29 protein-coding genes are annotated in these 22,952 nt (G+C 40.3%); 17 read left to right on the forward strand and 12 right to left on the reverse strand.

Annotated elements, in window-relative coordinates:
- The first annotated feature begins 17 nt into the window (after positions 1-17).
- The 5 genes from thiL to tsaD are packed head-to-tail and all read left to right on the forward strand — an operon-like array spanning position 18 to position 3,629.
- Positions 18-995, forward strand: a complete 978-nt coding sequence (thiL, locus tag MHH31_RS02975) for a thiamine-phosphate kinase (protein ID WP_342495259.1) — start codon at positions 18-20, stop codon at positions 993-995.
- A 12-nt stretch (positions 996-1,007) separates the two neighbouring features.
- Positions 1,008-1,484 (forward strand): tRNA (adenosine(37)-N6)-threonylcarbamoyltransferase complex ATPase subunit type 1 TsaE, encoded by a 477-nt coding sequence (gene tsaE / locus MHH31_RS02980; RefSeq protein WP_007496038.1) that lies wholly within the window; start codon positions 1,008-1,010, stop codon positions 1,482-1,484.
- Positions 1,465-2,154, forward strand: a complete 690-nt coding sequence (gene tsaB / locus MHH31_RS02985; RefSeq protein WP_243173111.1) for a tRNA (adenosine(37)-N6)-threonylcarbamoyltransferase complex dimerization subunit type 1 TsaB — start codon at positions 1,465-1,467, stop codon at positions 2,152-2,154. Before tsaE ends, tsaB begins: the two co-directional genes overlap by 20 nt.
- 25 nt (positions 2,155-2,179) lie before the next feature.
- The gene (rimI, locus tag MHH31_RS02990; RefSeq protein ID WP_008344382.1) at positions 2,180-2,608 is read left to right on the forward strand and encodes a ribosomal protein S18-alanine N-acetyltransferase; all 429 of its coding nucleotides are present in this window, start codon (positions 2,180-2,182) and stop codon (positions 2,606-2,608) included.
- Complete coding sequence (tsaD, locus tag MHH31_RS02995) at positions 2,601-3,629, forward strand: tRNA (adenosine(37)-N6)-threonylcarbamoyltransferase complex transferase subunit TsaD (protein ID WP_243173112.1); 1,029 nt, start codon at positions 2,601-2,603, stop codon at positions 3,627-3,629. Before rimI ends, tsaD begins: the two co-directional genes overlap by 8 nt.
- A 467-nt stretch (positions 3,630-4,096) precedes the next feature.
- Here the strand turns inward: tsaD and MHH31_RS03000 are convergent, their stop codons facing one another.
- A complete protein-coding gene (locus tag MHH31_RS03000) occupies positions 4,097-6,019 on the reverse strand; it encodes an ABC-F family ATP-binding cassette domain-containing protein (protein ID WP_342495260.1) in 1,923 nt (640 codons plus the stop codon).
- 138 nt (positions 6,020-6,157) lie between these two features.
- Between MHH31_RS03000 and moaC the strand changes: the two genes are divergently transcribed.
- From moaC to tatC, 4 genes are read left to right on the forward strand one after another with little or no spacing between them, the layout of a single operon-like run.
- A complete protein-coding gene (moaC, locus tag MHH31_RS03005; protein WP_026050052.1) occupies positions 6,158-6,649 on the forward strand; it encodes a cyclic pyranopterin monophosphate synthase MoaC in 492 nt (163 codons plus the stop codon).
- A 15-nt stretch (positions 6,650-6,664) separates the two neighbouring features.
- Entirely contained in the window at positions 6,665-7,318 is a 654-nt protein-coding gene (locus tag MHH31_RS03010; protein WP_008355687.1) for a redox-sensing transcriptional repressor Rex, read from the forward strand.
- 27 nt (positions 7,319-7,345) lie between these two features.
- Positions 7,346-7,525 carry a twin-arginine translocase TatA/TatE family subunit gene (locus tag MHH31_RS03015; protein ID WP_008344374.1) on the forward strand — a complete coding sequence of 60 codons (180 nt, stop codon included), beginning with the start codon at positions 7,346-7,348 and terminating at the stop codon, positions 7,523-7,525.
- Positions 7,526-7,531: 6 nt separating this feature from the next.
- The gene (gene tatC, locus MHH31_RS03020) at positions 7,532-8,296 is read left to right on the forward strand and encodes a twin-arginine translocase subunit TatC (protein ID WP_096881072.1); all 765 of its coding nucleotides are present in this window, start codon (positions 7,532-7,534) and stop codon (positions 8,294-8,296) included.
- Between the two features lie 39 nt (positions 8,297-8,335).
- On the opposite strand, the gene MHH31_RS03025 is transcribed toward tatC, so the two are convergent.
- The 4 genes from MHH31_RS03025 to MHH31_RS03040 are packed head-to-tail and all read right to left on the reverse strand — an operon-like array spanning position 8,336 to position 9,945.
- Positions 8,336-8,479: a hypothetical protein gene (locus MHH31_RS03025; protein WP_342495261.1), complete on the reverse strand. Its 144-nt coding sequence runs from the start codon at positions 8,477-8,479 to the stop codon at positions 8,336-8,338.
- Positions 8,480-8,482: 3 nt separating this feature from the next.
- Positions 8,483-8,962: an NUDIX domain-containing protein gene (locus MHH31_RS03030; RefSeq protein ID WP_342495262.1), complete on the reverse strand. Its 480-nt coding sequence runs from the start codon at positions 8,960-8,962 to the stop codon at positions 8,483-8,485.
- 57 nt (positions 8,963-9,019) lie between these two features.
- Positions 9,020-9,214: a YdiK family protein gene (locus MHH31_RS03035; protein ID WP_017366710.1), complete on the reverse strand. Its 195-nt coding sequence runs from the start codon at positions 9,212-9,214 to the stop codon at positions 9,020-9,022.
- Positions 9,211-9,945 carry a CPBP family intramembrane glutamic endopeptidase gene (locus tag MHH31_RS03040; RefSeq protein ID WP_045034403.1) on the reverse strand — a complete coding sequence of 245 codons (735 nt, stop codon included), beginning with the start codon at positions 9,943-9,945 and terminating at the stop codon, positions 9,211-9,213. The genes MHH31_RS03035 and MHH31_RS03040 overlap by 4 nt, the downstream gene beginning before the upstream one ends.
- 229 nt (positions 9,946-10,174) lie before the next feature.
- Here MHH31_RS03040 and groES point away from each other — a divergent pair, with 229 nt between their 5' ends.
- The 5 genes from groES to MHH31_RS03065 all read left to right on the forward strand — a co-directional run bounded on the left by groES (position 10,175) and on the right by MHH31_RS03065 (position 14,145).
- The gene (gene groES / locus MHH31_RS03045; RefSeq protein ID WP_003214120.1) at positions 10,175-10,459 is read left to right on the forward strand and encodes a co-chaperone GroES; all 285 of its coding nucleotides are present in this window, start codon (positions 10,175-10,177) and stop codon (positions 10,457-10,459) included.
- Between the two features lie 56 nt (positions 10,460-10,515).
- A complete protein-coding gene (gene groL / locus MHH31_RS03050) occupies positions 10,516-12,150 on the forward strand; it encodes a chaperonin GroEL (protein ID WP_007496015.1) in 1,635 nt (544 codons plus the stop codon).
- Between the two features lie 376 nt (positions 12,151-12,526).
- Positions 12,527-12,979, forward strand: coding sequence for a MarR family transcriptional regulator (locus tag MHH31_RS03055; protein ID WP_039170043.1), 453 nt, complete (start codon positions 12,527-12,529; stop codon positions 12,977-12,979).
- Between the two features lie 21 nt (positions 12,980-13,000).
- Positions 13,001-13,519 carry a GNAT family N-acetyltransferase gene (locus tag MHH31_RS03060; protein ID WP_178929654.1) on the forward strand — a complete coding sequence of 173 codons (519 nt, stop codon included), beginning with the start codon at positions 13,001-13,003 and terminating at the stop codon, positions 13,517-13,519.
- A 20-nt stretch (positions 13,520-13,539) separates the two neighbouring features.
- Complete coding sequence (locus MHH31_RS03065) at positions 13,540-14,145, forward strand: FMN-binding negative transcriptional regulator (protein WP_342495263.1); 606 nt, start codon at positions 13,540-13,542, stop codon at positions 14,143-14,145.
- A gap of 145 nt (positions 14,146-14,290) precedes the next feature.
- Here the strand turns inward: MHH31_RS03065 and MHH31_RS03070 are convergent, their stop codons facing one another.
- Positions 14,291-14,827, reverse strand: coding sequence for a hypothetical protein (locus MHH31_RS03070; RefSeq protein ID WP_045034406.1), 537 nt, complete (start codon positions 14,825-14,827; stop codon positions 14,291-14,293).
- A 237-nt stretch (positions 14,828-15,064) separates the two neighbouring features.
- On the opposite strand from MHH31_RS03070, the gene MHH31_RS03075 reads away from it, so the two are divergent.
- Complete coding sequence (locus tag MHH31_RS03075; protein WP_126268984.1) at positions 15,065-15,508, forward strand: hypothetical protein; 444 nt, start codon at positions 15,065-15,067, stop codon at positions 15,506-15,508.
- A gap of 30 nt (positions 15,509-15,538) precedes the next feature.
- On the opposite strand, the gene MHH31_RS03080 is transcribed toward MHH31_RS03075, so the two are convergent.
- The 3 genes from MHH31_RS03080 to MHH31_RS03090 all read right to left on the reverse strand — a co-directional run bounded on the left by MHH31_RS03080 (position 15,539) and on the right by MHH31_RS03090 (position 17,294).
- A complete protein-coding gene (locus tag MHH31_RS03080) occupies positions 15,539-15,889 on the reverse strand; it encodes a DUF4064 domain-containing protein (RefSeq protein WP_045034408.1) in 351 nt (116 codons plus the stop codon).
- A gap of 138 nt (positions 15,890-16,027) precedes the next feature.
- Positions 16,028-16,495 (reverse strand): hypothetical protein, encoded by a 468-nt coding sequence (locus MHH31_RS03085; protein ID WP_100325609.1) that lies wholly within the window; start codon positions 16,493-16,495, stop codon positions 16,028-16,030.
- 124 nt (positions 16,496-16,619) lie between these two features.
- A complete protein-coding gene (locus MHH31_RS03090; protein WP_041093255.1) occupies positions 16,620-17,294 on the reverse strand; it encodes a hypothetical protein in 675 nt (224 codons plus the stop codon).
- 210 nt (positions 17,295-17,504) lie between these two features.
- Between MHH31_RS03090 and MHH31_RS03095 the strand changes: the two genes are divergently transcribed.
- Together MHH31_RS03095 and MHH31_RS03100 are read left to right on the forward strand one after the other, a co-directional pair.
- Positions 17,505-17,873 carry an RlpA-like double-psi beta-barrel domain-containing protein gene (locus tag MHH31_RS03095; RefSeq protein ID WP_003213878.1) on the forward strand — a complete coding sequence of 123 codons (369 nt, stop codon included), beginning with the start codon at positions 17,505-17,507 and terminating at the stop codon, positions 17,871-17,873.
- 73 nt (positions 17,874-17,946) lie between these two features.
- Positions 17,947-18,996 (forward strand): hypothetical protein, encoded by a 1,050-nt coding sequence (locus MHH31_RS03100; protein WP_342495264.1) that lies wholly within the window; start codon positions 17,947-17,949, stop codon positions 18,994-18,996.
- Between the two features lie 218 nt (positions 18,997-19,214).
- On the opposite strand, the gene MHH31_RS03105 is transcribed toward MHH31_RS03100, so the two are convergent.
- From MHH31_RS03105 to gabP, 3 genes are all read right to left on the reverse strand, one after another.
- The gene (locus MHH31_RS03105) at positions 19,215-19,589 is read right to left on the reverse strand and encodes a carboxymuconolactone decarboxylase family protein (RefSeq protein ID WP_146271517.1); all 375 of its coding nucleotides are present in this window, start codon (positions 19,587-19,589) and stop codon (positions 19,215-19,217) included.
- A 267-nt stretch (positions 19,590-19,856) separates the two neighbouring features.
- Positions 19,857-21,386 carry a multicopper oxidase gene (locus MHH31_RS03110; protein ID WP_342462305.1) on the reverse strand — a complete coding sequence of 510 codons (1,530 nt, stop codon included), beginning with the start codon at positions 21,384-21,386 and terminating at the stop codon, positions 19,857-19,859.
- Between the two features lie 97 nt (positions 21,387-21,483).
- The gene (gabP, locus tag MHH31_RS03115; protein ID WP_024719380.1) at positions 21,484-22,872 is read right to left on the reverse strand and encodes a GABA permease; all 1,389 of its coding nucleotides are present in this window, start codon (positions 22,870-22,872) and stop codon (positions 21,484-21,486) included.
- Between the last annotated feature and the right edge of the window lie 80 nt (positions 22,873-22,952).

Genomic DNA, 22,952 nt, shown 5'->3' on the forward strand with positions numbered 1-22,952 from the left:
TGAAGGGGCTGTCTTTTATGGATGAATTTGATCTTATTCGCCGAATTACACCAAAAGAAACGCATCAGCGTTCTTTGATCATGGGCATCGGTGATGATGCTAGTGTTTATCAACCTCATTCACATTGTGAAGAGGTCGTTTGTGTTGATACAATGGTAGAGCATGTCCATTTTCGATTTGATTTTTCCACACCCTTTGAGGTTGGATTTAAAGCGCTGGCAGTGAATATCAGTGATATCGCAGCCATGGGAGGAACCCCTAAGTATTATCTTGTATCAATTGCGATCCCGCCTCATGGGGATGAAGCAATTGTCGCAGCTTTTTACGAGGGAATGAAAGCATTGGCTGACAGATATCATATGGATTTAATCGGTGGAGATACTGTAGCCACCCGCAGTGACTTTGTCATCACAGTAACGGTCATTGGTGAGATTCCAAAGGGAACAGCTTGTTACCGTCATAGTGCTCAGACAGGAGACGTTGTCTTTGTCACAGGTGAACTAGGTTCATCAGCTGCTGGGCTATCCCTTTTAATGAATGAAGTAAATGTTGCACATTCGATTGACACTGCTTTTTTTCTAGAGCGACACAAAATGCCGCAGCCGCATATTGCTGCTGGCCTTATTTGCTCAAGCTTCCCCCGGGTGACCTTGAATGATGTGAGTGACGGATTAGCGAGTGAGTTAAACGAAATAGCGGAAGCCAGTCGTGTGACGATTGAAATTGAAGCTGATCAGCTCCCAAAACATCCACATCTACCGTTGTTACATAAAGAATGGCTTGAATGGGTCTTGTTCGGTGGAGAGGATTTTGTCTTAACTGGTACGATCCCTGAAACGGATTGGAAGCGATTTGAGACGCAATGTAAAAAAGATCACATTCAGGTCACGCGTATTGGACAAGTCAAAGATGACCGAGCGTCCAGCGTTATTTTAAAAGACCATGATCAACAAACAATTTTAATGAAAAAAGGATATAATCATTTTAAGAAATGAGGTGACTCCACCATGAAGTTAACGTGGACAACAAAAGGTGCGGATGAGACGAAACGTATTGCTGCTGCCTTGGCTACACTTGTGATGCCCGGCGATGTCTTAACATTAGAAGGAGACTTAGGCGCAGGTAAAACGACTTTTTCAAAAGGTTTTGCAGAAGGCTTAGGTATTACCCGTATCGTCAACAGCCCTACTTTTACAATTATTAAAGAATATACGGATGGCAGACTGCCACTTTATCATATGGATGTGTATCGTATGGAAGATGCGGAAGAAGATATTGGACTGGGCGAATATTTTGAGGGGGAAGGTGTATGTTTGGTTGAATGGGCACATCTCATTGAACCTCAATTGCCTTCATCGTATTTAAAAATTGAAATGCTGAGAACAGAACGTGAAGAAGAACGTCATCTCACGTTTTATGCAAAAGGGGAGCGCTATGAGGCCCTTTGTAAGGAGATGAAAGACATTGACCATACTGGCAATTGATACGTCAAACCATACACTCGGAATAGCTCTTGTCCGTGATGACACTGTGGTTGGGGAAAGTATTACGTACTTAAAGAAGAATCATTCAGTACGTGCAATGCCGACAGTTGAAGCATTGATGAAAGAATGCGGCGTAGCACCGAACGAATTAAGCAAAATTGTTGTAGCCAAAGGACCCGGTTCTTACACTGGCGTTAGAATCGGTGTGACCATTGCAAAAACACTTGCTTGGACGCTGTCTATCCCGATAACTGCTGTTTCAAGTTTAGAAACGCTGGCGGCAAATGCTCGATATTTTGATGGAATGATTTCTCCTATATTTGATGCAAGAAGAGGACAAGTTTATACAGGGTTATATACATTTGAAGGTGGAAAGATAAAAGAAGCGAAACCAGATCAAAATATCCTGCTCACTGATTGGCTTCAAGAGCTGAAAAAGGAAGGGAACTCTGTTTTATTTCTTGGACATGATGTGCATCTTCATCAAGAGAATGTTCTCTCCATACTTGGAAAAACTGCTGTGATCGCAGACGAGGCATTTCATAACCCAAGACCTTCAGTGCTCGCATTTTTAGGGGCAGACCGCCCTGCTGAAGATGTCCATCAGCTTGTTCCTAATTATATTCGTTTGGCAGAAGCGGAAGTGAAATGGCTTGAAGGACAAAAATAATCTCAACACAGTGGAGATGCGAAGAATGACAGTAGAGGACATCCCAGAGGTATATACGATTGAAGTGCATTCGTTTACAGCGCCTTGGAAAAAAGAGTCGTTTGTCTATGAAATTCTCCATAACCAATACAGCCATTATTTCCTCATTGAAGAAGATGGTCAGCCTGTTGGGTATTGCGGCGTTTGGATTGTCATGGATGATGCACAAATTACGAATATTGCGATTCTCCCTGAGCACCGGGGAAAAGGATACGGGGAAGCGCTGCTTCGATATGTCATGGAATTTTGCAAAGAAAAAAAGACAGATCATCTTTCACTAGAAGTGCGGGTATCAAATACGCCAGCACAATCCCTTTATGAAAAGCTAGGTTTTAAACCAGCTTCTATTCGAAAGAATTATTATACGGATAACGGGGAAGATGCATTAGTCATGTGGGTGAAGATAAATGAGTGAAAAAAAAGATCTATTCATATTAGGTATAGAAACAAGCTGTGACGAAACAGCTGCGTCCATTGTGAAAAATGGGAAAGAGATCGTAGCGAATGTTGTCGCCTCACAAATAGAAAGTCATAAACGATTTGGCGGCGTGGTACCAGAAATCGCTTCAAGGCATCATGTGGAACAAATGACGATCGTATTAGAAGAAGTCATGACGCAGGCCAATATGACCTTTCAGGATTTAGACGCCATTGCTGTGACAGAAGGTCCGGGCTTAGTTGGTGCACTTTTGATAGGTGTCAATGCAGCCAAAGCATTGAGTTTTGCACATCAAATTCCGCTTGTTGGTGTTCATCATATTGCTGGACACATTTATGCGAACCAGCTCGTTGGTGAACTGGTGTTTCCTTGTTTAGCTCTAGTCGTCTCTGGTGGGCATACTGAGCTTGTTTTGATGAAAGAGCATGGGTCTTTTGAGGTCATTGGTGAAACGTTGGATGATGCGGCTGGAGAAGCGTATGACAAAGTAGCTCGGACAATGGGTCTGCCATATCCAGGGGGACCTCACATTGATCGATTGGCACATGAAGGGGAGCCAACGATTAAGCTTCCTCGAGCATGGCTTGAAGAAGGGTCTTATCATTTTAGCTTCAGCGGTTTAAAATCAGCGGTTATTAACACACTACACAATGCGTCTCAAAAGGGTGAAACCATTGCGCCAGAGGATTTGGCTGCAAGTTTCCAAGAAAGCGTGATTGAGGTGCTGGTAGGAAAGACCTTAAAAGCGGCTGAAGCGTATGGTGTGAAACAAGTCGTTCTAGCTGGCGGGGTTGCTGCCAATAAAGGTCTTAGAGAAGCCCTTACTTCAGCATTTGCGAAGTTGCCTGAAGTGAATGTCATGATTCCGCCATTGTCTCTTTGTACAGACAATGCAGCCATGATTGCTGCTGCGGGAACCATTGCATTTGAAAAGGGAATAAGAGGCGACATGGCAATGAACGGTCAACCTGGACTGCCGCTTGTCTCCTATGAATAAGAACTCCTGTGGATACAGGAGTTTCAGCGTGTAGACAAACCCTCGCATTCTTTGTCAGTCCTGCGTGCTGGTGCTCACGAATGTGAAATTCGCTCCGCGCCAGTACTCGTCCTTCCTAGACTTCAAAGGTTTTCTATCACGCTGAAAAGAAGACAAAGGGCTAAAATCAAGTTCATTTTTGCCCTTTGTCAAAAATTTGAAACTCCTGTATATCCACAGGAGTTTTTTCTATTGAAATGAAAGCGATTTATTCACATGTAAACGTTATATATCCACAATTGTTAGAAAATTCGTTATAAAATGAAGAGAATGTGTATAAATGTGATCTTTTATGTGGATATGTGATTAAAATACTGTGGATAAAGTGGATAACTTTAAAATATTTAAGAATAATCAAGATGTTATTGTGGGTATCATTGTGGATAAAGATTCTCACCTTAAAAAAAGAGCACCCGTTAGGGCACTCTTTATGCATCTGATAGATCTTCCCATTCCGCAAAAAGTGATTCCATCTCTTGATTGAGCGCATCATTTTCTGTTTGAATGGCTTGTACTTTCTCGTGATCTTGGAAAATAGCAGGATCACATAGAAGCTCTTCGTTTTCACCGAGCTTGTCTTCGATGACAGCGATACGCTCTTCAATTTCTTCAATTCGGCGCTGCTTTTGTCTTTCTTTCTTTTTGAGTTCTTTCTCTTCTGCATAGGAAAGTTTTGCTGTTTCTACTGGTTTTTCTGCTTGTTTTTTATGCGTCTCCTGAGTTTGGAGTGCTTCAAGCTCTAATTGTTCGTTTTTCTTTTCAAGATAGTAGTCGTAGTCACCAAGGTATTCTTTTGTTTCATTTGGTGAAAGCTCAAGTACTTTTGTTGCCAAGCGATTGATAAAGTAACGGTCATGCGAAACAAACAAGATGGTGCCTGGATAATCTATTAGTGCATTCTCTAATATTTCCTTACTGTCCAAATCAAGATGGTTCGTCGGCTCATCGAGAATGAGGAAATTGGCTTTTTGGAGCATCAGCTTTGCCAGTGCAAGTCGTGCTTTTTCTCCACCACTTAAAGCATGTACAGGCTTTAAGACGTCATCACCTGAAAAAAGGAAGTTTCCTAAACAAGTCCGAATGTCTTTTTCAGTCATATGGGGATAATCATCCCAAAGTTCATTTAACACTTTCTTGGAGGATGTCAGCTTGGCTTGTTCCTGATCATAGTAGCCAATCGTCACATGAGAACCAAAGCTGATCTCGCCTTTTACTGGTTTTAACGTTTCCGTTAAGGTTTTTAAAAGAGTTGATTTCCCGATACCGTTAGGACCGATGAGTGCCACGCTATCCTCTCGTTTAATATGAAAAGAGAGGGAGGAGAGGAGCGGCGTTTTTTGATCGTAACTAATATCGAGATCATGCACCTTCAGCACGTCATTTCCGCTTTGCCTCATAATATCGAAATGGAAGTTTGCGGATTTTTCATCTCCTAACGGCTTATCTAAACGATCCATCCGTTCCAGCTGTTTCCGCCTACTTTGAGCACGCTTTGTGGTGGATGCTCTTGCTAAGTTGCGATCCACGAAATCTTGAAGCTTCGAAATTTCTTCTTGCTGTTTTTCATACAGCTTCATATCACGCTCTAGCTGCTCAGCTTTTTGGTCAAGATACTTGCTATAGTTCCCAGCGAACTTTTTCATCGCTGTTCTTGACACTTCATATACATGGTTGACTACTTTGTCTAAGAAGTATCGGTCATGGGAAACGATGAGGATGGCTCCTGTATAATTTTGCAAATACTGCTCAAGCCATGATAAGGTATCAATATCTAGATGGTTGGTTGGCTCATCCAAAATCAAGAGTTCTGGTTTCATCAATAATAGCTTTCCAAGCGCTAGACGGGTTTTCTGACCGCCGCTTAAGGATTGGACAGTTGTATGGTCTTCAAAATGACTAAAGCCGAGTCCGTGTAAAATAGAGCGGACATCTGCTTCATATTGATAGCCGCCTTGATCTTTAAATGCTTGCTGCAGCCTGTCATAGGTTTTCATTAGAGAATCTAATTCTGTTCCTGTGGAAGAAGCCATTTTCTCTTCTATGGTTCTCATCTCTTGTTCCATTTCTTTTAAATGATCGAAAACGGATAGTAGTTCGTCTTTTAGCGTACGTGTAGACGTCACATCTGTATGCTGTGCTAGATATCCAATGGATAGGTCTTTCGGTTTGATGATCTCACCTTGTTCGTAAGACATTTGACCGGCAATGATTTTTAAAAGCGTGGATTTTCCTGCACCGTTACGACCGACAATGGCAATACGATCCCTCGCTTTGACTTCCAATTTTATATTCGTTAAAACGGTATCAGCCCCAAACGATTTGGACAGCTGATTCACTTGTAGAATCATCATGTAACTTCACCTCTGCTATAATATGTTAAGTGTAGCTTATCAGCAGTAAACCGGCAAATCTTACATACGGCTGCCATGGTCAAATGAAAGACAGATAGGAAAAAATAGTGTATGATTTGAGTGAGGGAGCGTTGAAAGATGAGTCAATTTAGCCACTTTAACGAACAAGGAAGAGCAAAGATGGTCGACATTAGTGACAAATCGTCTACAGTGAGAACTGCCGTTGCTGTTTCAAGCGTTCGTATGATAAAAGAAGTATTTCATCAAATACAAAAGCATGACATTGGAAAAGGGGATGTATTATCTGTCGCACAGGTAGCTGGCATCATGGCAGCAAAGCAAACGTCCAGCATCATTCCAATGTGTCATCCGCTTGCATTAAAAGGTGTCGATATCTCCTTTGATTGGGAGGAAGACGGAAATGCGTACATTCTGAACATACAAGTACAGGTGAAAACAAAAGGAAGTACGGGTGTGGAGATGGAAGCGCTCACTTCTGCCTCAGTATGTGCACTGACCGTTTATGACATGTGCAAAGCAATAGACAAAGGGATGATCATCGGCCCGACCTATCTAGTAGAAAAAACAGGCGGGAAAAACGGTGATTTTCACAGAGCATCTGATATTTAAGTTGGAGGATCTTATATGAATATAGACCAGTCAAAAATTCCACAAGCGACAGCCAAACGTTTGCCGCTTTACTACCGTTTTTTAAAAAATCTGCATGCATCAGGAAAACAAAGGGTGTCATCGGCAGAGCTTAGTGATGCAGTCAAAGTGGATTCTGCCACCATTCGCCGAGATTTTTCTTACTTTGGTGCACTTGGGAAGAAAGGGTATGGCTATAACGTCGATTACCTCTTGACCTTCTTTAGAAAGACCCTTGACCAAGATGAAATGACGAATGTCATGCTCATCGGTGTCGGGAATTTAGGGACTGCTTTTTTACACTATAATTTCATTAAAAATAATAATACAAAAATTTCAATGGCTTTTGACGTCAATGAGAGTAAAATAGGAAGTGAGATAGGCGGCGTGCCTGTCTATGATTTGGATAAGCTTGAAGAGCATGTGCAAGAGGTAGGAGATATTCCTGTTGCGATTTTGACAGTGCCTGCCGTAGCAGCTCAATCCATTACAGATCGTTTGATTGCCCTTGGCATCAAAGGAATCCTTAACTTTACGCCGGCTCGATTGAATGTGCCGGAACACATTCGAATTCATCATATAGATTTGGCGGTTGAACTTCAGTCTCTTGTGTATTTCTTAAAGCATTACTCTGTTACACAGGAGGACTGACGAAAAGGGGTAAAGGGGGTGGAGCAAATGGGTCCGATCGGTCCTGGAAGTTTGGTTCTGATTGCGGTTGTTGCGCTCATTATTTTTGGGCCGAAAAAGCTTCCTGAATTAGGAAGAGCAGCAGGAGATACATTACGTGAATTCAAAAATGCCACAAAAGGTTTAGCTGATGATCAGGAAGAAAAAAAGAAAAAAGAAGATCAGTAGAATAGGATGAGCTTCATGAATGTCAAAGATATGCCGCTTATGGAGCATATTGTGGAACTGCGAAAACGTTTAGTGATCATTGCGATGTTTTTTGTCACCTTTATGGTGGCAGGTTTTTTTCTCGCTAAGCCAGTCATTGTGTATTTACAAAATACCGATGAAGCGGCAACACTGACATTGAACGCATTTAAGCTCACAGATCCACTTTACGTGTTTATGCAGTTCGCTTTTGTCATTGCTCTTGTTTTGACGTGTCCCGTGATCTTATATCAGCTTTGGGCGTTTGTGAGTCCTGGCTTATATGAAAAAGAAAGAAAGGTGACACTTGCTTATATTCCGATTGCACTGCTTTTATTTCTGAGCGGTGTGGCTTTCTCTTATTTTATTTTGTTTCCATTTGTCGTCGATTTTATGATACGGATGTCAAATGATTTACATGTGGAGCAAGTGATTGGGATTCATGAGTATTTTACATTTCTGATGCAGTTAACACTTCCATTTGGCTTTTTGTTTCAGATGCCTGTCGTGTTGATGTTTCTCACTAGACTTGGTATCATTACACCGATGTTTTTATCAAAAATACGGAAGTATGCCTATTTTGTCCTCCTTGTCATTGCCGCACTGATTACACCGCCAGAGCTCGTTTCTCACCTCATGGTTACCTTGCCGATGCTCGTTTTGTATGAAGTGAGTATTGTCATTTCAAGAGTGACCTATCGCAAAATGCAGCAAACAGAGACAGAGGAGAAAGAAAATGATGTTGTCTCATAAAAAAGCATCGTGATCCAAATAGGGGTCACGATGCTTTTTCTATTGTGAAAGAAATTGATTGATTGCTTGAAAGAGATGCTCATAATAGGCAGGTTCATGCGGGACAAAATCATGTACATGGACCTCTCTCTTTTCCTCACGTCGCTTGCCGTCTGCATCCACTTCAAAGCCCTCGATGTTCATTTTTTAGCATTCTCTATTTAAAAGCTGCTGTGCATCGATCAACCTTGCTCTATAAAGTCCAGCAACTTCTTCTTTCTGTAGATGGACATCCATGTGCTCTTTTTGATCCATATAAAAATACACATGGCAAAACTCACGATCGGTAAACGAAGGCATATGGATTTCATCTTTAATAACACCAGCAAAGGTAAGGTTCTCAAACGAGATGGAGAGACCAAGCTCTTCTTCGACTTCTCTGATGCCATCAGAAGGCTGTTCATCTGCGAGAAGGTGGCCTGCTGCTGTGATATCAAGTAGAGAAGGGAAATCCTTTTTGGAGGGACTCCTCAGCTGAAAATAGAGAAACACTGTGTCATCTTCCTTTTTTAAAAGCCAGAAATGAAAGGTTTCATGCCAAAGGCCCTCAGCATGGATATCAGATCGAGCGGCTGTACCAATCGTTTCATGCTGATTGTTCATGATGTTCAGTTTTTCGTGTTCCATGAAAACATGACCTCCATAAAAAAACCATTTTCCAAACGGCGGAAAATGGTTTTTGCTTTATTTTTGCTGCTGTTTTTTCATTTTGACAGAAAAAGCAAACATTTTTAACGCGATATTGATATTATAGGCCGCAAACACCATCAGCAAAATGCTGTAAAATGACCACATGTCACCTGGATTTTGAATGGCCATATAGGTGAACGCCACACCTACGGCAAAATAAATAATGCCCCATACGACAGGGTTTCTCATGAGAAAAAGCCTCCAATAATCATTTGCATTGTTTGAGATTGTTCTTCAATCATTTTTCTTACTGGCTCAATCTGCACAAGGATAACGAGCGAATTCATCAGCATATGAGCACCGATGGGCACAATGATTCGTTTTGTTTTCGCATATAAAAAGGCAAATGTAAAGCCCATTGCGGTATAGAGCAAGATATGTGGGAAATCATTGTGTACAGCAGCAAAAACCACTGAACTGACAAGTGCGCCAATGAAAAAATTCGTTTTTTCATAAACCACACCAAAAATGATTTTTCGAAAAATGATTTCTTCTAATATCGGTCCAATCAGAGCGATGACGATTACAAGCCATGGAACTGCATCCATAATGGCTAAAATGTTTTGAGTATTTTCGGATTCTCGGCTAATGCCAAATGCATATTGTTCAATCGCCCCCGCAATGGATTGTGCAAAGAGGGAAAGAAAGAAACCGCCAATGATCCAAGCGATTGCCACGCCGACTGATGCCGGTGCTTCATTTCGAAGTGATGTTTTTGGCACAGTCCGAAGAATGAGCAGAATAATGATTAATCCGACACAGAAGCTAATGATTGTCCAGGTTCCTGACAATTCAGAGAGCTCTGCTTGTGTCATCGGTGTCTGAATGTATCCTAACCATTTCATAATGAACACATAAGGAATCGCAGAAACCTGCACCAATATATACGTTAAGATGATGTACCAATATTGTTTTTTCAAGTAACGAAAACCCCTTTACTAAAAGAACTAGATTTATTGTAACACAAGTCTTCTTTTTCGTTGAAAAGGAAAGAATCGGTGATAAAAAAAGATCATGAAAGCGTAAAAATTTTTAAAGGTTTTTACTTGAAATTACAGAAGACATTCTTTATTATAATAAATGTGTTAGCACTCGTTGATGATGAGTGCTAAAAAAGACTACATATAAAAATTGAGGAGGTTGTTTCTTATGTTAAAGCCATTAGGCGATCGCGTAATCATTGAACTCGTTGAATCTGAGGAAAAAACCGCTAGCGGTATTGTCTTACCGGATTCTGCAAAAGAAAAACCGCAAGAAGGTAAAATTGTTGCAGCAGGTTCAGGTCGTGTACTTGAAAGTGGTGAGCGCGTTGCGTTAGAAGTAAACACAGGCGACCGCATTATCTTCTCAAAATATGCAGGTACTGAAGTGAAATATGAAGGAAAAGAATATTTAATCCTTCGTGAAAGCGACATTTTAGCTGTTATTGGTTAATCACATAAACAAAGATTGAGATATATTTCTAAAAAGACTGAGGAGGTTTCGTTATTATGGCAAAAGATATTAAGTTCAGTGAAGAAGCACGTCGTGCGATGTTACGTGGTGTAGATGCACTTGCAGATGCTGTAAAAGTAACTTTAGGACCTAAAGGACGTAACGTGGTTCTTGAGAAAAAATTCGGTTCTCCACTTATCACAAATGATGGTGTAACGATTGCAAAAGAAATCGAATTAGAAGATGCATTTGAAAACATGGGTGCAAAACTTGTGGCTGAAGTTGCAAGCAAAACAAACGATGTAGCTGGTGACGGTACAACGACTGCAACAGTTCTAGCTCAAGCAATGATCCGTGAAGGTCTTAAAAACGTAACAGCTGGTGCAAACCCTGTTGGCGTTCGTAAAGGAATCGAAGAAGCAGTGAAAGTAGCACTTGAAGGCTTACACGAGATTTCTAAACCAATCGAAGGTAAAGAATCAATTGCTCAAGTTGCGTCTATTTCGGCAGCAGATGAAGAAGTCGGCAGCCTAATTGCTGAAGCGATGGAGCGGGTAGGAAACGACGGCGTCATCACAATTGAAGAATCTAAAGGTTTCACAACTGAGCTTGAAGTGGTTGAAGGAATGCAGTTTGACCGTGGATACGCTTCACCATACATGGTCACTGATTCTGATAAGATGGAAGCGGTTCTTGAAAATCCTTACATCTTAATCACTGATAAAAAGATCACAAACATTCAAGAAATCCTTCCTGTACTTGAGCAAGTCGTACAACAAGGAAAACCATTATTGATCATTGCTGAAGATGTAGAAGGCGAAGCACTTGCAACACTTGTTGTGAACAAACTTCGTGGAACATTCAACGCAGTGGCAGTAAAAGCACCTGGATTCGGTGATCGTCGTAAAGCAATGCTTGAAGACATCTCTGTTCTAACTGGTGGAGAATTAATCACAGAAGACCTAGGACTTGACCTGAAATCAACTGAAATTGGTCAGCTTGGCCGTGCGTCTAAAGTGGTTGTTACAAAAGAAAACACAACGATCGTAGAAGGATCAGGAGATTCTGCTCAAATCGCAGCACGCGTGAACCAAATTCGTGCGCAAGTAGAAGAAACAACTTCTGAATTCGATAAAGAAAAATTACAAGAACGTCTTGCAAAACTAGCTGGCGGCGTTGCTGTCATCAAAGTTGGTGCTGCAACTGAAACAGAACTAAAAGAACGTAAACTACGCATTGAGGATGCACTGAACTCAACTCGTGCAGCAGTTGAAGAAGGTATCGTATCCGGTGGTGGTACAGCACTTGTGAATGTATACAACAAAGTCGCTTCCATCGAAGCTGATGGTGACGTTCAAACAGGTGTGAACATCGTTCTACGTTCTCTTGAAGAGCCAATTCGTCAAATCGCTCACAACGCAGGTCTTGAAGGATCAGTCATCGTTGAGCGCTTGAAAAACGAAGAAATTGGCGTAGGCTTCAACGCAGCAACAAACGAATGGGTAAACATGATTGAAAAAGGAATCGTTGACCCAACAAAAGTCACTCGCTCTGCACTTCAAAACGCAGCTTCTGTAGCAGCTATGCTTCTTACAACTGAAGCAGTCGTAGCTGACAAACCAGAAGAAGGCGGCTCAGGCGGCGGAATGCCGGATATGGGCGGAATGGGCGGCATGGGTGGCATGATGTAACACCCCCGAAAACCCCTTGAAATATAGGGGTTTTTGTTTTGTCTATTTTTTGGTTAAGAGCGTTAAATGAATTGAAACCTTCACCGCTTTACATCCGTTAACTAAAGAGACAGTGATTTTTTGGGTTTTATCTAACATAAAGAGATGATTTTCAAAAGAAAAGCGGTGATCATATGGGCTTTACGACTTGGGTGGCGATTATTGTTGCGCTGGCGGTCGTGTTTGGATTGTTTGGATCGAAGAGGCGTGATAAATAAAGAAAGAGTTGAAAACCCACTTTCAATTAAGAAGTGGGTTTTTTGTTGTAAATACAACATTAATCAATTATACTAACTTTAGTTATTTGTTGTAAATGCAATAAAAGGAGTCGAGGTATATGAAAGAAATTTTGCGGGAGATCGGCGTGATTGCTCGCGCGCTTGATTCCATTAGTAATATTGAATTTAAAGAGTATGATTTAACGAAGGGGCAGTATTTGTATCTTGTGCGTATTTGTGAGGAGCCTGGCATCATTCAGGAAAAACTAGCGGAAATGATTAAGGTGGATCGAACTACGGCTGCTCGGGCTATTCAAAAATTAGAGCTGCATGAATTTATTGAGAAGAAACATGACTCAGCGAATAAAAAAATCAAGAAATTGTTTCCAACTGAGAAAGGGAAAGCCGTCTATCCAATGATCAAACGAGAACATGATCATTCAAATCGGGTAGCGCTGGATGGGTTTTCTGAAGAGGAAGCGGAACAGATTTATCAGTATCTTTTGAGGGTGCGAAAGAATATCGAAAAAGATTGGGAAGATGTGAAAAAAGGCAAAAAGAGAAGCTACTAATGACTAAGGAGGGGTTACTTCATGACCGTCACGCTCATTCGGTGTAATGAACAACATATAAAAGAGCTGCAAAAAATCGGAATCGAGACTTTTATAGAAACGTTTCAGGAGCAAAACAAGGCGGAGCATATCGACGCATATGTGAAGACAGCTTTTCATTCGAACCAGCTGTTAAAAGAATTACAACATCCCTTTTCACAATTTTATTTTGTTCAAGTAAATGGGCGCCTTGCTGGTTATTTAAAGGTCAATATGGACGATGCACAGTCAGAAGAGATGGGTGATGACACATTAGAAATTGAACGCATTTATATCAAACAGTCCTTTCATAAACTAGGATTAGGTCGATATTTAATGAATCAAGCCTTTGAAATTGCAGAGAAACATCATAAACGTGATGTTTGGCTTGGTGTGTGGGAGCATAATAAAGCCGCCATGGCATTTTATCAAAAGCTTGGGTTTGTTCAAACAGGAGTGCATGCTTTCCAAATGGGGGACGAGGAGCAAATGGACTTCATTATGACCAAAACATTGAGATGATCAAAAAGGGGGAAGGGGACATGCATATACCATCATTTTTTCAAGTGAAAGATATGGAGAAAATCAAATCATTTATTCAATCACATTCATTTGCTACAGTTGTGACGACAACGAATGAAAAGCCCATTGCGACCCATATTCCAGTGAGTATTCATCAAATTGGCGATTCGTATGTGATCTCAGGGCATATGGCGATTGGAAATCCTCAGTGGAAAACGTTTGAAGAGAACGAGAAGGTGCTCGTCATTTTTCAAGGGCCGCATGCTTACATATCCTCTTCATGGTATGAGAAAGAAACCGTACCGACGTGGAATTATCAAGCTGTACATGTATATGGAAAGGCTGCACTGCTCGAAAAATCAGAACTGGTCAAGGAATTAACAGCGATGCTGGAGACATATGAAAGTCATAGAGATCAGCCAGTGTTATGGGATACGTTATCTGAGGAACTGCTAGAGAAACAAATGAAAGGGATTGTGGGCTTCAAAATCATCATTAATGAAGTTCAAGCTGCTTTTAAGTTAAGCCAAAATCGCCATGAAAGAGATTATGCTCGCATTATTGAACAGCTGGAAGCAGAGGGTGAAGTGGAAATGGCGGCTGCGATGAAAAAGAGTTCCATGTAAGAGACTTCTCGAAAAATCAGTTATTCTTATGAAGTATTAAAATGAATGAATCGTTACTTATAAACAAAAACACTTTCTTTTCGGAAAGTGTTTTTTAATGTGATAAATAAAAAAGCCCTCATTATTCAAGGGCAATAGCGAAAGTTTATTTTACTTTTACTGTGAAGGTCACATCTTTACTATTCATGTAATCGTCAGTTGTGACATTTCCAAATTTCAGCTTTAATTCTTTGATGTTTTTAATGTTGATCTCTTTGCCTTCAGGAGCTAAGAATTGAATAACACCATCTTGTTTAACGCCACCTTCAACTTCGCCACCAATATCGCCATCAGTCATAAACATATTCGCATCTAATTGCATGCTTCCAGCTACAACTTTACCTTGGTCTGGATAGAAGTTTAGAACTTTATCTGTCGTATTTTCGATATTCATTCCTACATTGATTCTATCCTTCATAATTTTAATTTCGCCAAGGTTTACTTTCATTCCTTGAGCAGTTGTTTTGTGTTTGCTCGCATTTATTTTCTTTGAACCATCATCTTTTTTGTTTTTTGATTGTGTTTTTGTGCTAGTAGACTCTTTTTCTTTAGATGCACCTGTAGACACATCTTCTGTTGAGCCGCAAGCAGCCAGTGTAAATGTTAGCCCTAAAGCTAAAAATAAAGCATATAATTTCTTCAAAATGAAAATCCCCTTTTGTTTAATTTATATAAGCGTCTTGCACTTATATATTGACCATGACTATTATAATAGGATAAAAGAACCTTTAAATCAACAAAAAATGATAAAAATAGAAAATAATTGTTTTTGGGTGGTTTTTTGATAAACCAGTTAGCTTAAAATTACATAAAATCCACTTCTGATGACTTAAAACGAGTTTGAATTTCCTTATAATAGAATTATTATAAGAGATTGGGAGTGATTAAAATGGATGGTTCGTCAATCAAGATGGTTAATAGAGAGGATCAACATGAATTCTCGTTTCTGAATATATCTTCAAATACAGTTGGGGCTCTTTCAAAGGAATTTGCTGAGAGGATTCTAAAGGAAAGGAAAGTAGATGAAATTCATCAATTGATGTATGTTCCTATTGAAAATCATGAAGACCTTAAATGGCTGATCTACTCTTTGCATAAAGCCATCATGGATGAAAAAGATGTAAGTGTCGCTCTTGAATTGGCTGACCTACTCTATTTCTTTATTGTCCCTGCTTACAAAGAAGAATTGATGTGCAAGGAAGATTTGTCACACATGATGGATGATATATTGTTTATATTTGATCTTTGGACAGATGAAAACATAATAGAGTTAGTTGATGCCATTCAATATGAATTACAAAAAGTAGAGAGAAAAGGCTTGTAGAGCAATCTCTACAAGCTTTATTCTCTATTTTTATGCAGTTGTGTTATTGACGACAGTCTCTTTTCTAAACACGCCCATGCAGCCTGCAATGATGATTAATACAGCTGGAAGGATAAAGAACATAGAAATAGAAATAATACCACCAACAGCAGATACTAATAATAAAATCCCGCCAAGCTTTGCTTTTTTCTTCACGATAACAGATGCCACAATCGCAAGAATAGAGAAAAGCATCGCTGCCCAGCCTAATCCTGTGATTTGACTCGTACCTGATTCACTAAATGCCGCATCGAGTCCTCCAAAGGCAATGGCAAACATTGCACCGAAAAATCCAAAAATACCTCCAATTAAACCTAAAACAAATTCTGTCGTTCTTTTCATAATACTTTCCTCCGATATGTAAATAAGAATTATTGGTACTTAAGAACCAACACAATCTTACTCATCGGCATTCTTTTCACAATGTTAATAGTTTTGTTAAAAAAAACAAGAAAATCCATAAAGAATTTTCTTGTCCAATTACTGGGCTCTCTCCCAGGTAATCTTTGTTTCATTTGTTGTTTTCTTTCCTTTTGCCAGTACTTTTCCGTTTTCCTGTTTCACGGTGATGTTTAGGTCGTAAAAGGAGTAGAGGGCGCCGAGGCTGTCATTTTCCGGTTTATGCAGGTTGTTTTCCTTTTCAGTGGATGCACCAATAGCTAGTGTTTTGGCAAAGTTCAAACCAATGACTTCAGCGTAATCACTATTGGTCTCAGATGAAGCCGTCACGTTTAAGGAAATGACTTTTTTCTTTTGATCAACGGTGATCGCTGTGTCTTTTACGAGCTTAGACTGCTCCATGACCTCTTTCGTTTCATTTTGAATGCGTTCATTAATCGTTGGAAGTGCCGTAGATTCTGTTTTTTCTTCTTTTGTCGTATTTGAGCAAGCTGCTAGGATAGAGAAGGTTGCAACAAGACTCATGAAAACAAGTAGACTTTTTCTCACGTTCTTTCTCCTTTGTTCTTCAAAGTATGTATGCTTATGTTACCACGAATTGATGTTTTGATTAAAAGAGAAGTGTTGATAAGCTGTGAACAATCAAAAGCACCCAAAGTTGGGTGCTCGTGTTTTATTGTGCTGAAAGGGTTGTACTAAGTGGGATAGACGAAATGACTGTGAATTTTGGAGCCGGAGCACCAGATTCTAGATTTTTGCGTAAAAGAGATGATTTGACGGTGCCGTCCCATTTTTTATAGACACTTCCAGATGTATTTGCACGAAGCTGTACATTAGAGAAGCTTGCTTGCGAGTAGCTGTTTGTTCCATTATCTTGTACGCCGTGTACCATTTTGACGACATCGAGGTCTTTCAGACGACTAGGGTTGAAAACAGGCTGTTTATAACGCAGTTTCCCGTTGACGTATAGTGACACTGTGCCATCACCATTGTTGATGAGCTTTAAGTTGACACGTGCACCATCTTTAATACTTGAATCGTATTCGCTGTTCCAATATTGACTGCCGCCTTGGGAGCCGGTGCCCAGGAAGACCTTATAACCAGAAGATGTTTTTGAAATCCCGCTCTCAACAACGGCAGAACCGAGACCAAGATACCAGTCGGCATAGCCATTTTTAATAGTGGCTGTTTTTGGCAGCACAATATCAGCCGAGATACCTGACCATTTGGCTTCATCCGTTTGTGTCACGATGGCGCCGTGACGAGGACCAGCCGCAGAGGCAGGAATACTTGAAAGCATCAATACGAAGGTCAAACTTACACTCAAAACGATGAACCACTTTTTCATGAAAATTCCTCCTTATCTTTGATTCATTTCTATTATATAAAACAAAAGGGAGGGATTTACTGACAATGTTCTGGCTGTTTTTGGTGAAATTTATGAACAAAATCGGTCATTAAGTGGTCAACTTGTATTCGAATTGTAATGTGACTGTAAAATAACTGGGTGCATCTTCATGTATAATAGGGTCAGAAACCAAATACGGAGGATTTTTTAATGAATAAAAAGCTTATCGCGACAATCGTAACAGTAGCTAGTTTATTTTTAGCGTTTAGTTTCTCACATGGAGCAAGTGCAAAAAAAGTAAGCGGCAATATTACATGGTATAATGGTGTCGGTAAAAAAGGCGCAGATGGAAAAAAACTCGGTCATTGGGATGCAGCAACAAAAATGGGATTTGACGTACCGAAAAAAGGTACAAAACTAAGAGTGACAACAAAAGCGAAACCACATAAAGTGATTACAGTATATAAATATGATGTAGGTAGAATGCCAAACGCAGTATTAGACGTAAGTCCGAAAGCATTCAAAGCACTTGGGTATAAAACAAGTAAAGGTGTCGTCAAAGGGCATTACACTTATTAATACATAGGCATGCAAAGAAGCGGGAAAAGTTCATTTTCTGGCTTCTTTTCTTGTGGAGAGGGTCTGAAAGTCAATGAAAAAATCAACATGGTGGATCATCACAGTAATTGGAGTCGCAGTAATTGCGGCCGTCATCTTCTTCATGATGAAGCCGGGGCAAGAGGCAAAACATGCAGGAAAAGTGAAAACAAATCAAGATGCAAAAGACGAATTGCTTGTTTCATTTACGGATCAAAAGTTAAACAATACTTATTACTTGCATGACAAGGCGCTTCATACAGAGAAACTGACAGCATATCCTTCAATTGCTTATGATCAGGCGAAACAGCTTTTATACTATACGTATACAGATGAAGACACACAAAAAGTAAGTATACGGGAATTGAATGTGAAAATGGATAAAGAAAAAACGCTCTTTACGAGTGACGATTCAATCGACAGTATGAGACTTTCTGGTGACGGAAAACAGTTATATCTAAGGTATAACAAGGATTCAGGTGAGCAATTTTATGTAGCGTCTTTTGATTTGAAAACACAGAAAGTGAAAGTGTTATATCCAGAAAAAAGTGATGATGATACGGTGAGTTCTTTTGCTTATGATCCAGCATCAAATCTGTTGGCCATTCAGCATTATTCGTTAAAAGAGGATTATAAAAAGACGGATGAGGCAAATGAAAAAGGAATGGATCCTGAACCAACGACCATGAATATTACCCTACAAACAGGTGAGAAGGGAAAGCGAATTGCACGTATTTCTCAAACCATCAATGATATTTCTTTTTCACCAAATCATAAAAAACTCATTTATACAGAAGTGAAGGTTCGAAATGAAAAAGAAGTATCATCTATTAAGGTGATGGATGTAGATACAGGAAAAACAAAGACACTTGTTAAAAACAGCCAAGATGTGCGTATTTTAAGTGCTGCCCAGCCACAATTTTCTGCGGATGGTACATCTGTTTATTTCTTAGGTGTTGCAAATAACGCAAAGGAATTAAAGGATGACACAGGACGAAAGGCGAAGGTCAGAACTATTTTTGAATATGATATTAAGAAGAAAACAGTAGAAACCGCTTGGGAGAAAGAAGGCGGGATTGTTAACAATTTCACTGTCAATCGGTAAAAGGTGCGCGTTCAGTTATTTTATATAACTGGACGTTTTTTTATTTTGTCATGGGATGTGTCGGTGAAAAATGCGGATTTGTGAAATGAACATCACTTTTTAAGCAAGGAAATGAGTGGTATTTTGATATTTTGCTACTGTGACAGAATCAGCGTAAGAGAGTAAAGTAAGTGGAAATAAAAAAACGAGAGGACAGAAGACTTCTCGTTTTCTCTTATTTATTTATTGTTTTCATCTAGTAAGTTTTGAAAAATAAACAAGGCATTAATGGAATGAGGGAATCCTACAACCTTTGTACAGTGCTTAATGATCTCCATAATCTCTATAACAGAGAGCCCGATATGTAATGCTTGTACAAAATGAGCTTTTAACTCTTCATCACAATCACCTTTTGCAATGAGAGCCGATAATGTGCTGATGGCCTTCTGTTTTTCATCTAATATGAAGTGATTGAATTCTTTTTGTTCACCGAGTTCAATTGTTAGTTGTTCAATGTTTGATCGAATGCTCTCGTTTTCATGAATTGAAAGCTTCTCCCTGTTACCTGCCACTGTTTCTTGCTTGACCTGGCAAGTCTCTTTTTCTTCATTCAAATTGAACTCCTCCGTTTTTTATGACGATTTTCTATTTGTTCGTGCTTGGTTTCTTAAGTGCCTTTTGATAGAGGTAATGGGTATATAGTAGTATTATCGGTTTACTTCGTCAACTTTTTAAGTGTGGAATGTTCAAAAAAATGCCATTCATGCGATACATTGTTCGTTTTTTCTCATGGAGATTGAAAAGAAAATAGAGGGCTAATATATAGAAGCTGTTAGCCCTTTTTATATTACGCAATTAAGAGAGAGGAGGTTTCATATTTACTAAATGATATCCATCGGCCGCATCATGTCATAATCTTCGTGTTCTAAAATGTGACAATGCCACACATATCGTCCGCTATACGGGACAAACCGAGCTATGATGCGAATGACTTCACCAGCATGCGCCTGAATTGTATCCTTGTAGCCTTGTTCATGCAAAGGAGGCGCTTCATTTGGTCCCGTGTACACGATTTCACCAGTTGATTGATAGATGTCTGTATCGAATGGTCTTCTATCAATCACCCGAAATTGAACAAGATGTAAATGAATAGGGTGTGTGCCCCTTGTTGGGTTGACAATGTTCCATACCTCTACACTACCAAGTCGAGGATTTTCCGTGACAGGATCATTCCAAAACCGGTTATCTAGTAATAAAATCGGGCGCCCATATTTATCTTGTGTGCCAGTAAGCGTTAGTGTTCGCTCGTTATCAGCTCGGCTCGGTCGGAGCGGTGGAAGTGGTTTGAAGATCGGACGTAATGTTTTAGCTGCTCTTCCTTTGAGCGGACGAGTGACTTTAAACTGCATAATGTTCGCATCTGTTTCTGGATTGACTTCCTGACCGCAGCCTGCCGTATTTTTTAAAATAATCGTTTGGTTTTCGTAAGCTGAGAAGTCGATGATGACATCAAAACGTTCAGCAGGTGCAATGCTAAAAGATTGGTGATGAACAGGTCTTGGCAAAAAGCCGCCATCAGATCCAATTTGTAAGATTGTGGCGTCGTTATCTAGATGAAGCTCGTAAGTTCTTGTGTTGGATGCGTTTAAGATACGAAAACGATATTTTCGCGGCTCTACTTCTAAATACGGCCATACTTTTCCATTGACTAAAATCGTTTCCCCGCAAAAAAATGGCACGATAGAGGGATCAGGAAGGTCACTATCTTCTGGTGTGTTATTTGGTCTACTTGGGTAAAACAGTGCGCCATCCTCCTGGAATGTCCGGTCCATGATCATTAAAGGGATATCATATTCATCTTTCGGTAATTCGAGTGATTTTTCAAACGCATCTGAGATCAAATAAAAGCCAGCTAATCCGGCGTATACATTTAATCGTGTTAATGCCATGGCATGATCGTGATACCACAATGTGCATGCTTGCTGGTGATTAGGGTATTCGTAAACCTCTCGTTCAAAGAAGGGACCGGTCGCTTCAAAGTCTCGCGAAAACCAAGCCTCCGGATAACCGTCACTGCTTGCAGGTGTCACGCCCCCATGCAGGTGAACGACTGTTTTGACTTCGGGTTCATCATGATGTCCAGCGTGAATGGTATGATCGACAGGCAGGAAGTGTTTCAGCGGCAATTTGTTCATCCATTTCACTTTGACCTTTTCATTTCGATTCGCTTTAATGGTTGGACCAGGCAAACTGCCATTATAGGTCCATAGCTTGGTTGGGGGCAGATCTCTATGAACTTTTAGGAACACCTCCTCCATAGCGATTTCATAATACGTTTGTCTTGGGTTTTTTTTGACGGGCTCTGCGACTTCTGGAATTGGCAGCTCGTCAACAAACTTTTCTAGGTTCATGTTGACTAATCCTCACTTAAAATCAATTTGATACATTATAAGTGCGGACATCCAAATAGGTGAATAAAATAAAAAAACCCGCTTTTCAGCGGGAGAATTAAGGGTGTTTATTTTCAAGCGCTGCACTTGCAGGCACTTTTTTATTCGGTTTAAAGATGAAGTAGGCGGCTAGTACACCGATGGTAATGATGCTTGTCAGTATGAGCTGAGGTCTCATCGATTCGATAAACAGCATAGAGGCCAAGATGGCGCAGATGACCAAAATGGTAAAGTACGTAAGGTATGGGAACAGCCACATTTTGATTTTGAGTTGTTCTGGATTTTCTTTTTCAATTTTACGACGCATTCTTAATTGTGAAACGGCAATGACCAAGTAGACAAGAAGTGCAATGGCACCAGAGGCATTGACTAGAAATAGAAAGATGGTTTCAGGATAAAAGTAGTTCATCATGACGGCAATATAGGAAAAGAAGGTACCTGCGACTGTCGCTGCTACAGGGACACCGCGTTTGCTGATTTTCATAAAACGTTTTGGTGCTTCGCCTCTTTCTGCTAATGAATAAAGCATTCTGGACGTTGTGTATAGGCCGGAGTTTAAACAAGAAAGAACGGCTGTTAAAACAATGACGTTCATGACTTGGGCGGCTGATGGGACACCGATGTATTCTAATACTGCAACGAACGGACTTGTTAAAATATTCGCTGAATTCCATGGGAGTAAAGTGACAACGACGGCGATCGACCCGACGTAGAAAACAATGATACGCCATACAACTGAACGGGTAGCTGTTGTCACAGATTTGACAGGGTCTGCTGATTCACCTGCGGCAATTGCCACAATCTCGGTTCCCATGAAGGAAAAGATGACAACGACAATCCCGAGGAGTACAGAGCCGAATCCGTTTGGAAGGAAACCGCCATTCCCCGTTAAATTGGCAAGACCTGCAGTATGATGACCGCCAAAACCAAAGATAAATGCAAAACCAATGAGTAGGAAGAGAATAATGCTGACGACTTTAATCAATGAAAACCAATATTCAAATTCGCCAAAAGATTTAACAGAAAAGATATTTGTCAAAGTTAAGAGGATTGTGAGGATAAGACTTGTGAGCCAAACAGGTGCATCTCCATACCAATATTGAATAATGGCAGCACCGGCAATGGCTTCAATGGCGATGACGATGACCCAGAAGAACCAGTAAAGCCAGCCGATTGTAAATCCGGCCCACGGGCCTATGGCGTCGCTCGCATATTGTGAGAAAGAGCCGCTTGTCGGATAGGCACATGCCATTTCTCCAAGCATTCTCATAATAAAGATGACCAGAAGTCCGGCAAATGAATAGGAAAGAATCGATCCAGGCCCTGCAGAATGAATGACAGCACCACTACCAACAAATAGCCCTGCCCCAATGACCCCGGCAATGGAGATCATTGAAATATGTCTTGTCTTAAGGTTTTTTTGAAGACCGTTTGTCATGTTGGACATTTCTTTACCTCCAAACATTTCTCTTTTATTCAAGAGTTTGTTTTTAGAATATTTTAAATTTTATCATACTGAATTGTCAT

The sequence above is a fragment of the Bacillus sp. FSL K6-1033 genome (assembly GCF_038630765.1).
Taxonomy (GTDB): domain Bacteria; phylum Bacillota; class Bacilli; order Bacillales; family Bacillaceae; genus Bacillus; species Bacillus altitudinis.

Bases quoted from the DNA above. Each gene is read 5' to 3' on its own strand.
- gabP (WP_024719380.1), bottom strand. From the start codon at position 22,872: ATGTCCAACATGACAAACGGTCTTCAAAAAAACCTTAAGACAAGACAT.
- rimI (WP_008344382.1), top strand. From the start codon at position 2,180: ATGACAGTAGAGGACATCCCAGAGGTATATACGATTGAAGTGCATTCG.
- MHH31_RS03000 (WP_342495260.1), bottom strand. From the start codon at position 6,019: ATGATGATTCTACAAGTGAATCAGCTGTCCAAATCGTTTGGGGCTGAT.
- MHH31_RS03025 (WP_342495261.1), bottom strand. From the start codon at position 8,479: ATGAACATCGAGGGCTTTGAAGTGGATGCAGACGGCAAGCGACGTGAG.
- MHH31_RS03095 (WP_003213878.1), top strand. From the start codon at position 17,505: ATGAATAAAAAGCTTATCGCGACAATCGTAACAGTAGCTAGTTTATTT.
- groL (WP_007496015.1), top strand. From the start codon at position 10,516: ATGGCAAAAGATATTAAGTTCAGTGAAGAAGCACGTCGTGCGATGTTA.
- MHH31_RS03065 (WP_342495263.1), top strand. From the start codon at position 13,540: ATGCATATACCATCATTTTTTCAAGTGAAAGATATGGAGAAAATCAAA.
- MHH31_RS03080 (WP_045034408.1), bottom strand. From the start codon at position 15,889: ATGAAAAGAACGACAGAATTTGTTTTAGGTTTAATTGGAGGTATTTTT.
- MHH31_RS03060 (WP_178929654.1), top strand. From the start codon at position 13,001: ATGACCGTCACGCTCATTCGGTGTAATGAACAACATATAAAAGAGCTG.
- tatC (WP_096881072.1), top strand. From the start codon at position 7,532: ATGAGCTTCATGAATGTCAAAGATATGCCGCTTATGGAGCATATTGTG.
- MHH31_RS03055 (WP_039170043.1), top strand. From the start codon at position 12,527: ATGAAAGAAATTTTGCGGGAGATCGGCGTGATTGCTCGCGCGCTTGAT.
- MHH31_RS03090 (WP_041093255.1), bottom strand. From the start codon at position 17,294: ATGAAAAAGTGGTTCATCGTTTTGAGTGTAAGTTTGACCTTCGTATTG.
- MHH31_RS03100 (WP_342495264.1), top strand. From the start codon at position 17,947: ATGAAAAAATCAACATGGTGGATCATCACAGTAATTGGAGTCGCAGTA.
- thiL (WP_342495259.1), top strand. From the start codon at position 18: ATGGATGAATTTGATCTTATTCGCCGAATTACACCAAAAGAAACGCAT.
- MHH31_RS03010 (WP_008355687.1), top strand. From the start codon at position 6,665: ATGAATATAGACCAGTCAAAAATTCCACAAGCGACAGCCAAACGTTTG.
- MHH31_RS03035 (WP_017366710.1), bottom strand. From the start codon at position 9,214: ATGAGAAACCCTGTCGTATGGGGCATTATTTATTTTGCCGTAGGTGTG.
- groES (WP_003214120.1), top strand. From the start codon at position 10,175: ATGTTAAAGCCATTAGGCGATCGCGTAATCATTGAACTCGTTGAATCT.
- moaC (WP_026050052.1), top strand. From the start codon at position 6,158: ATGAGTCAATTTAGCCACTTTAACGAACAAGGAAGAGCAAAGATGGTC.
- tsaE (WP_007496038.1), top strand. From the start codon at position 1,008: ATGAAGTTAACGTGGACAACAAAAGGTGCGGATGAGACGAAACGTATT.
- MHH31_RS03110 (WP_342462305.1), bottom strand. From the start codon at position 21,386: ATGAACCTAGAAAAGTTTGTTGACGAGCTGCCAATTCCAGAAGTCGCA.
- tsaD (WP_243173112.1), top strand. From the start codon at position 2,601: ATGAGTGAAAAAAAAGATCTATTCATATTAGGTATAGAAACAAGCTGT.
- MHH31_RS03015 (WP_008344374.1), top strand. From the start codon at position 7,346: ATGGGTCCGATCGGTCCTGGAAGTTTGGTTCTGATTGCGGTTGTTGCG.
- MHH31_RS03030 (WP_342495262.1), bottom strand. From the start codon at position 8,962: ATGGAACACGAAAAACTGAACATCATGAACAATCAGCATGAAACGATT.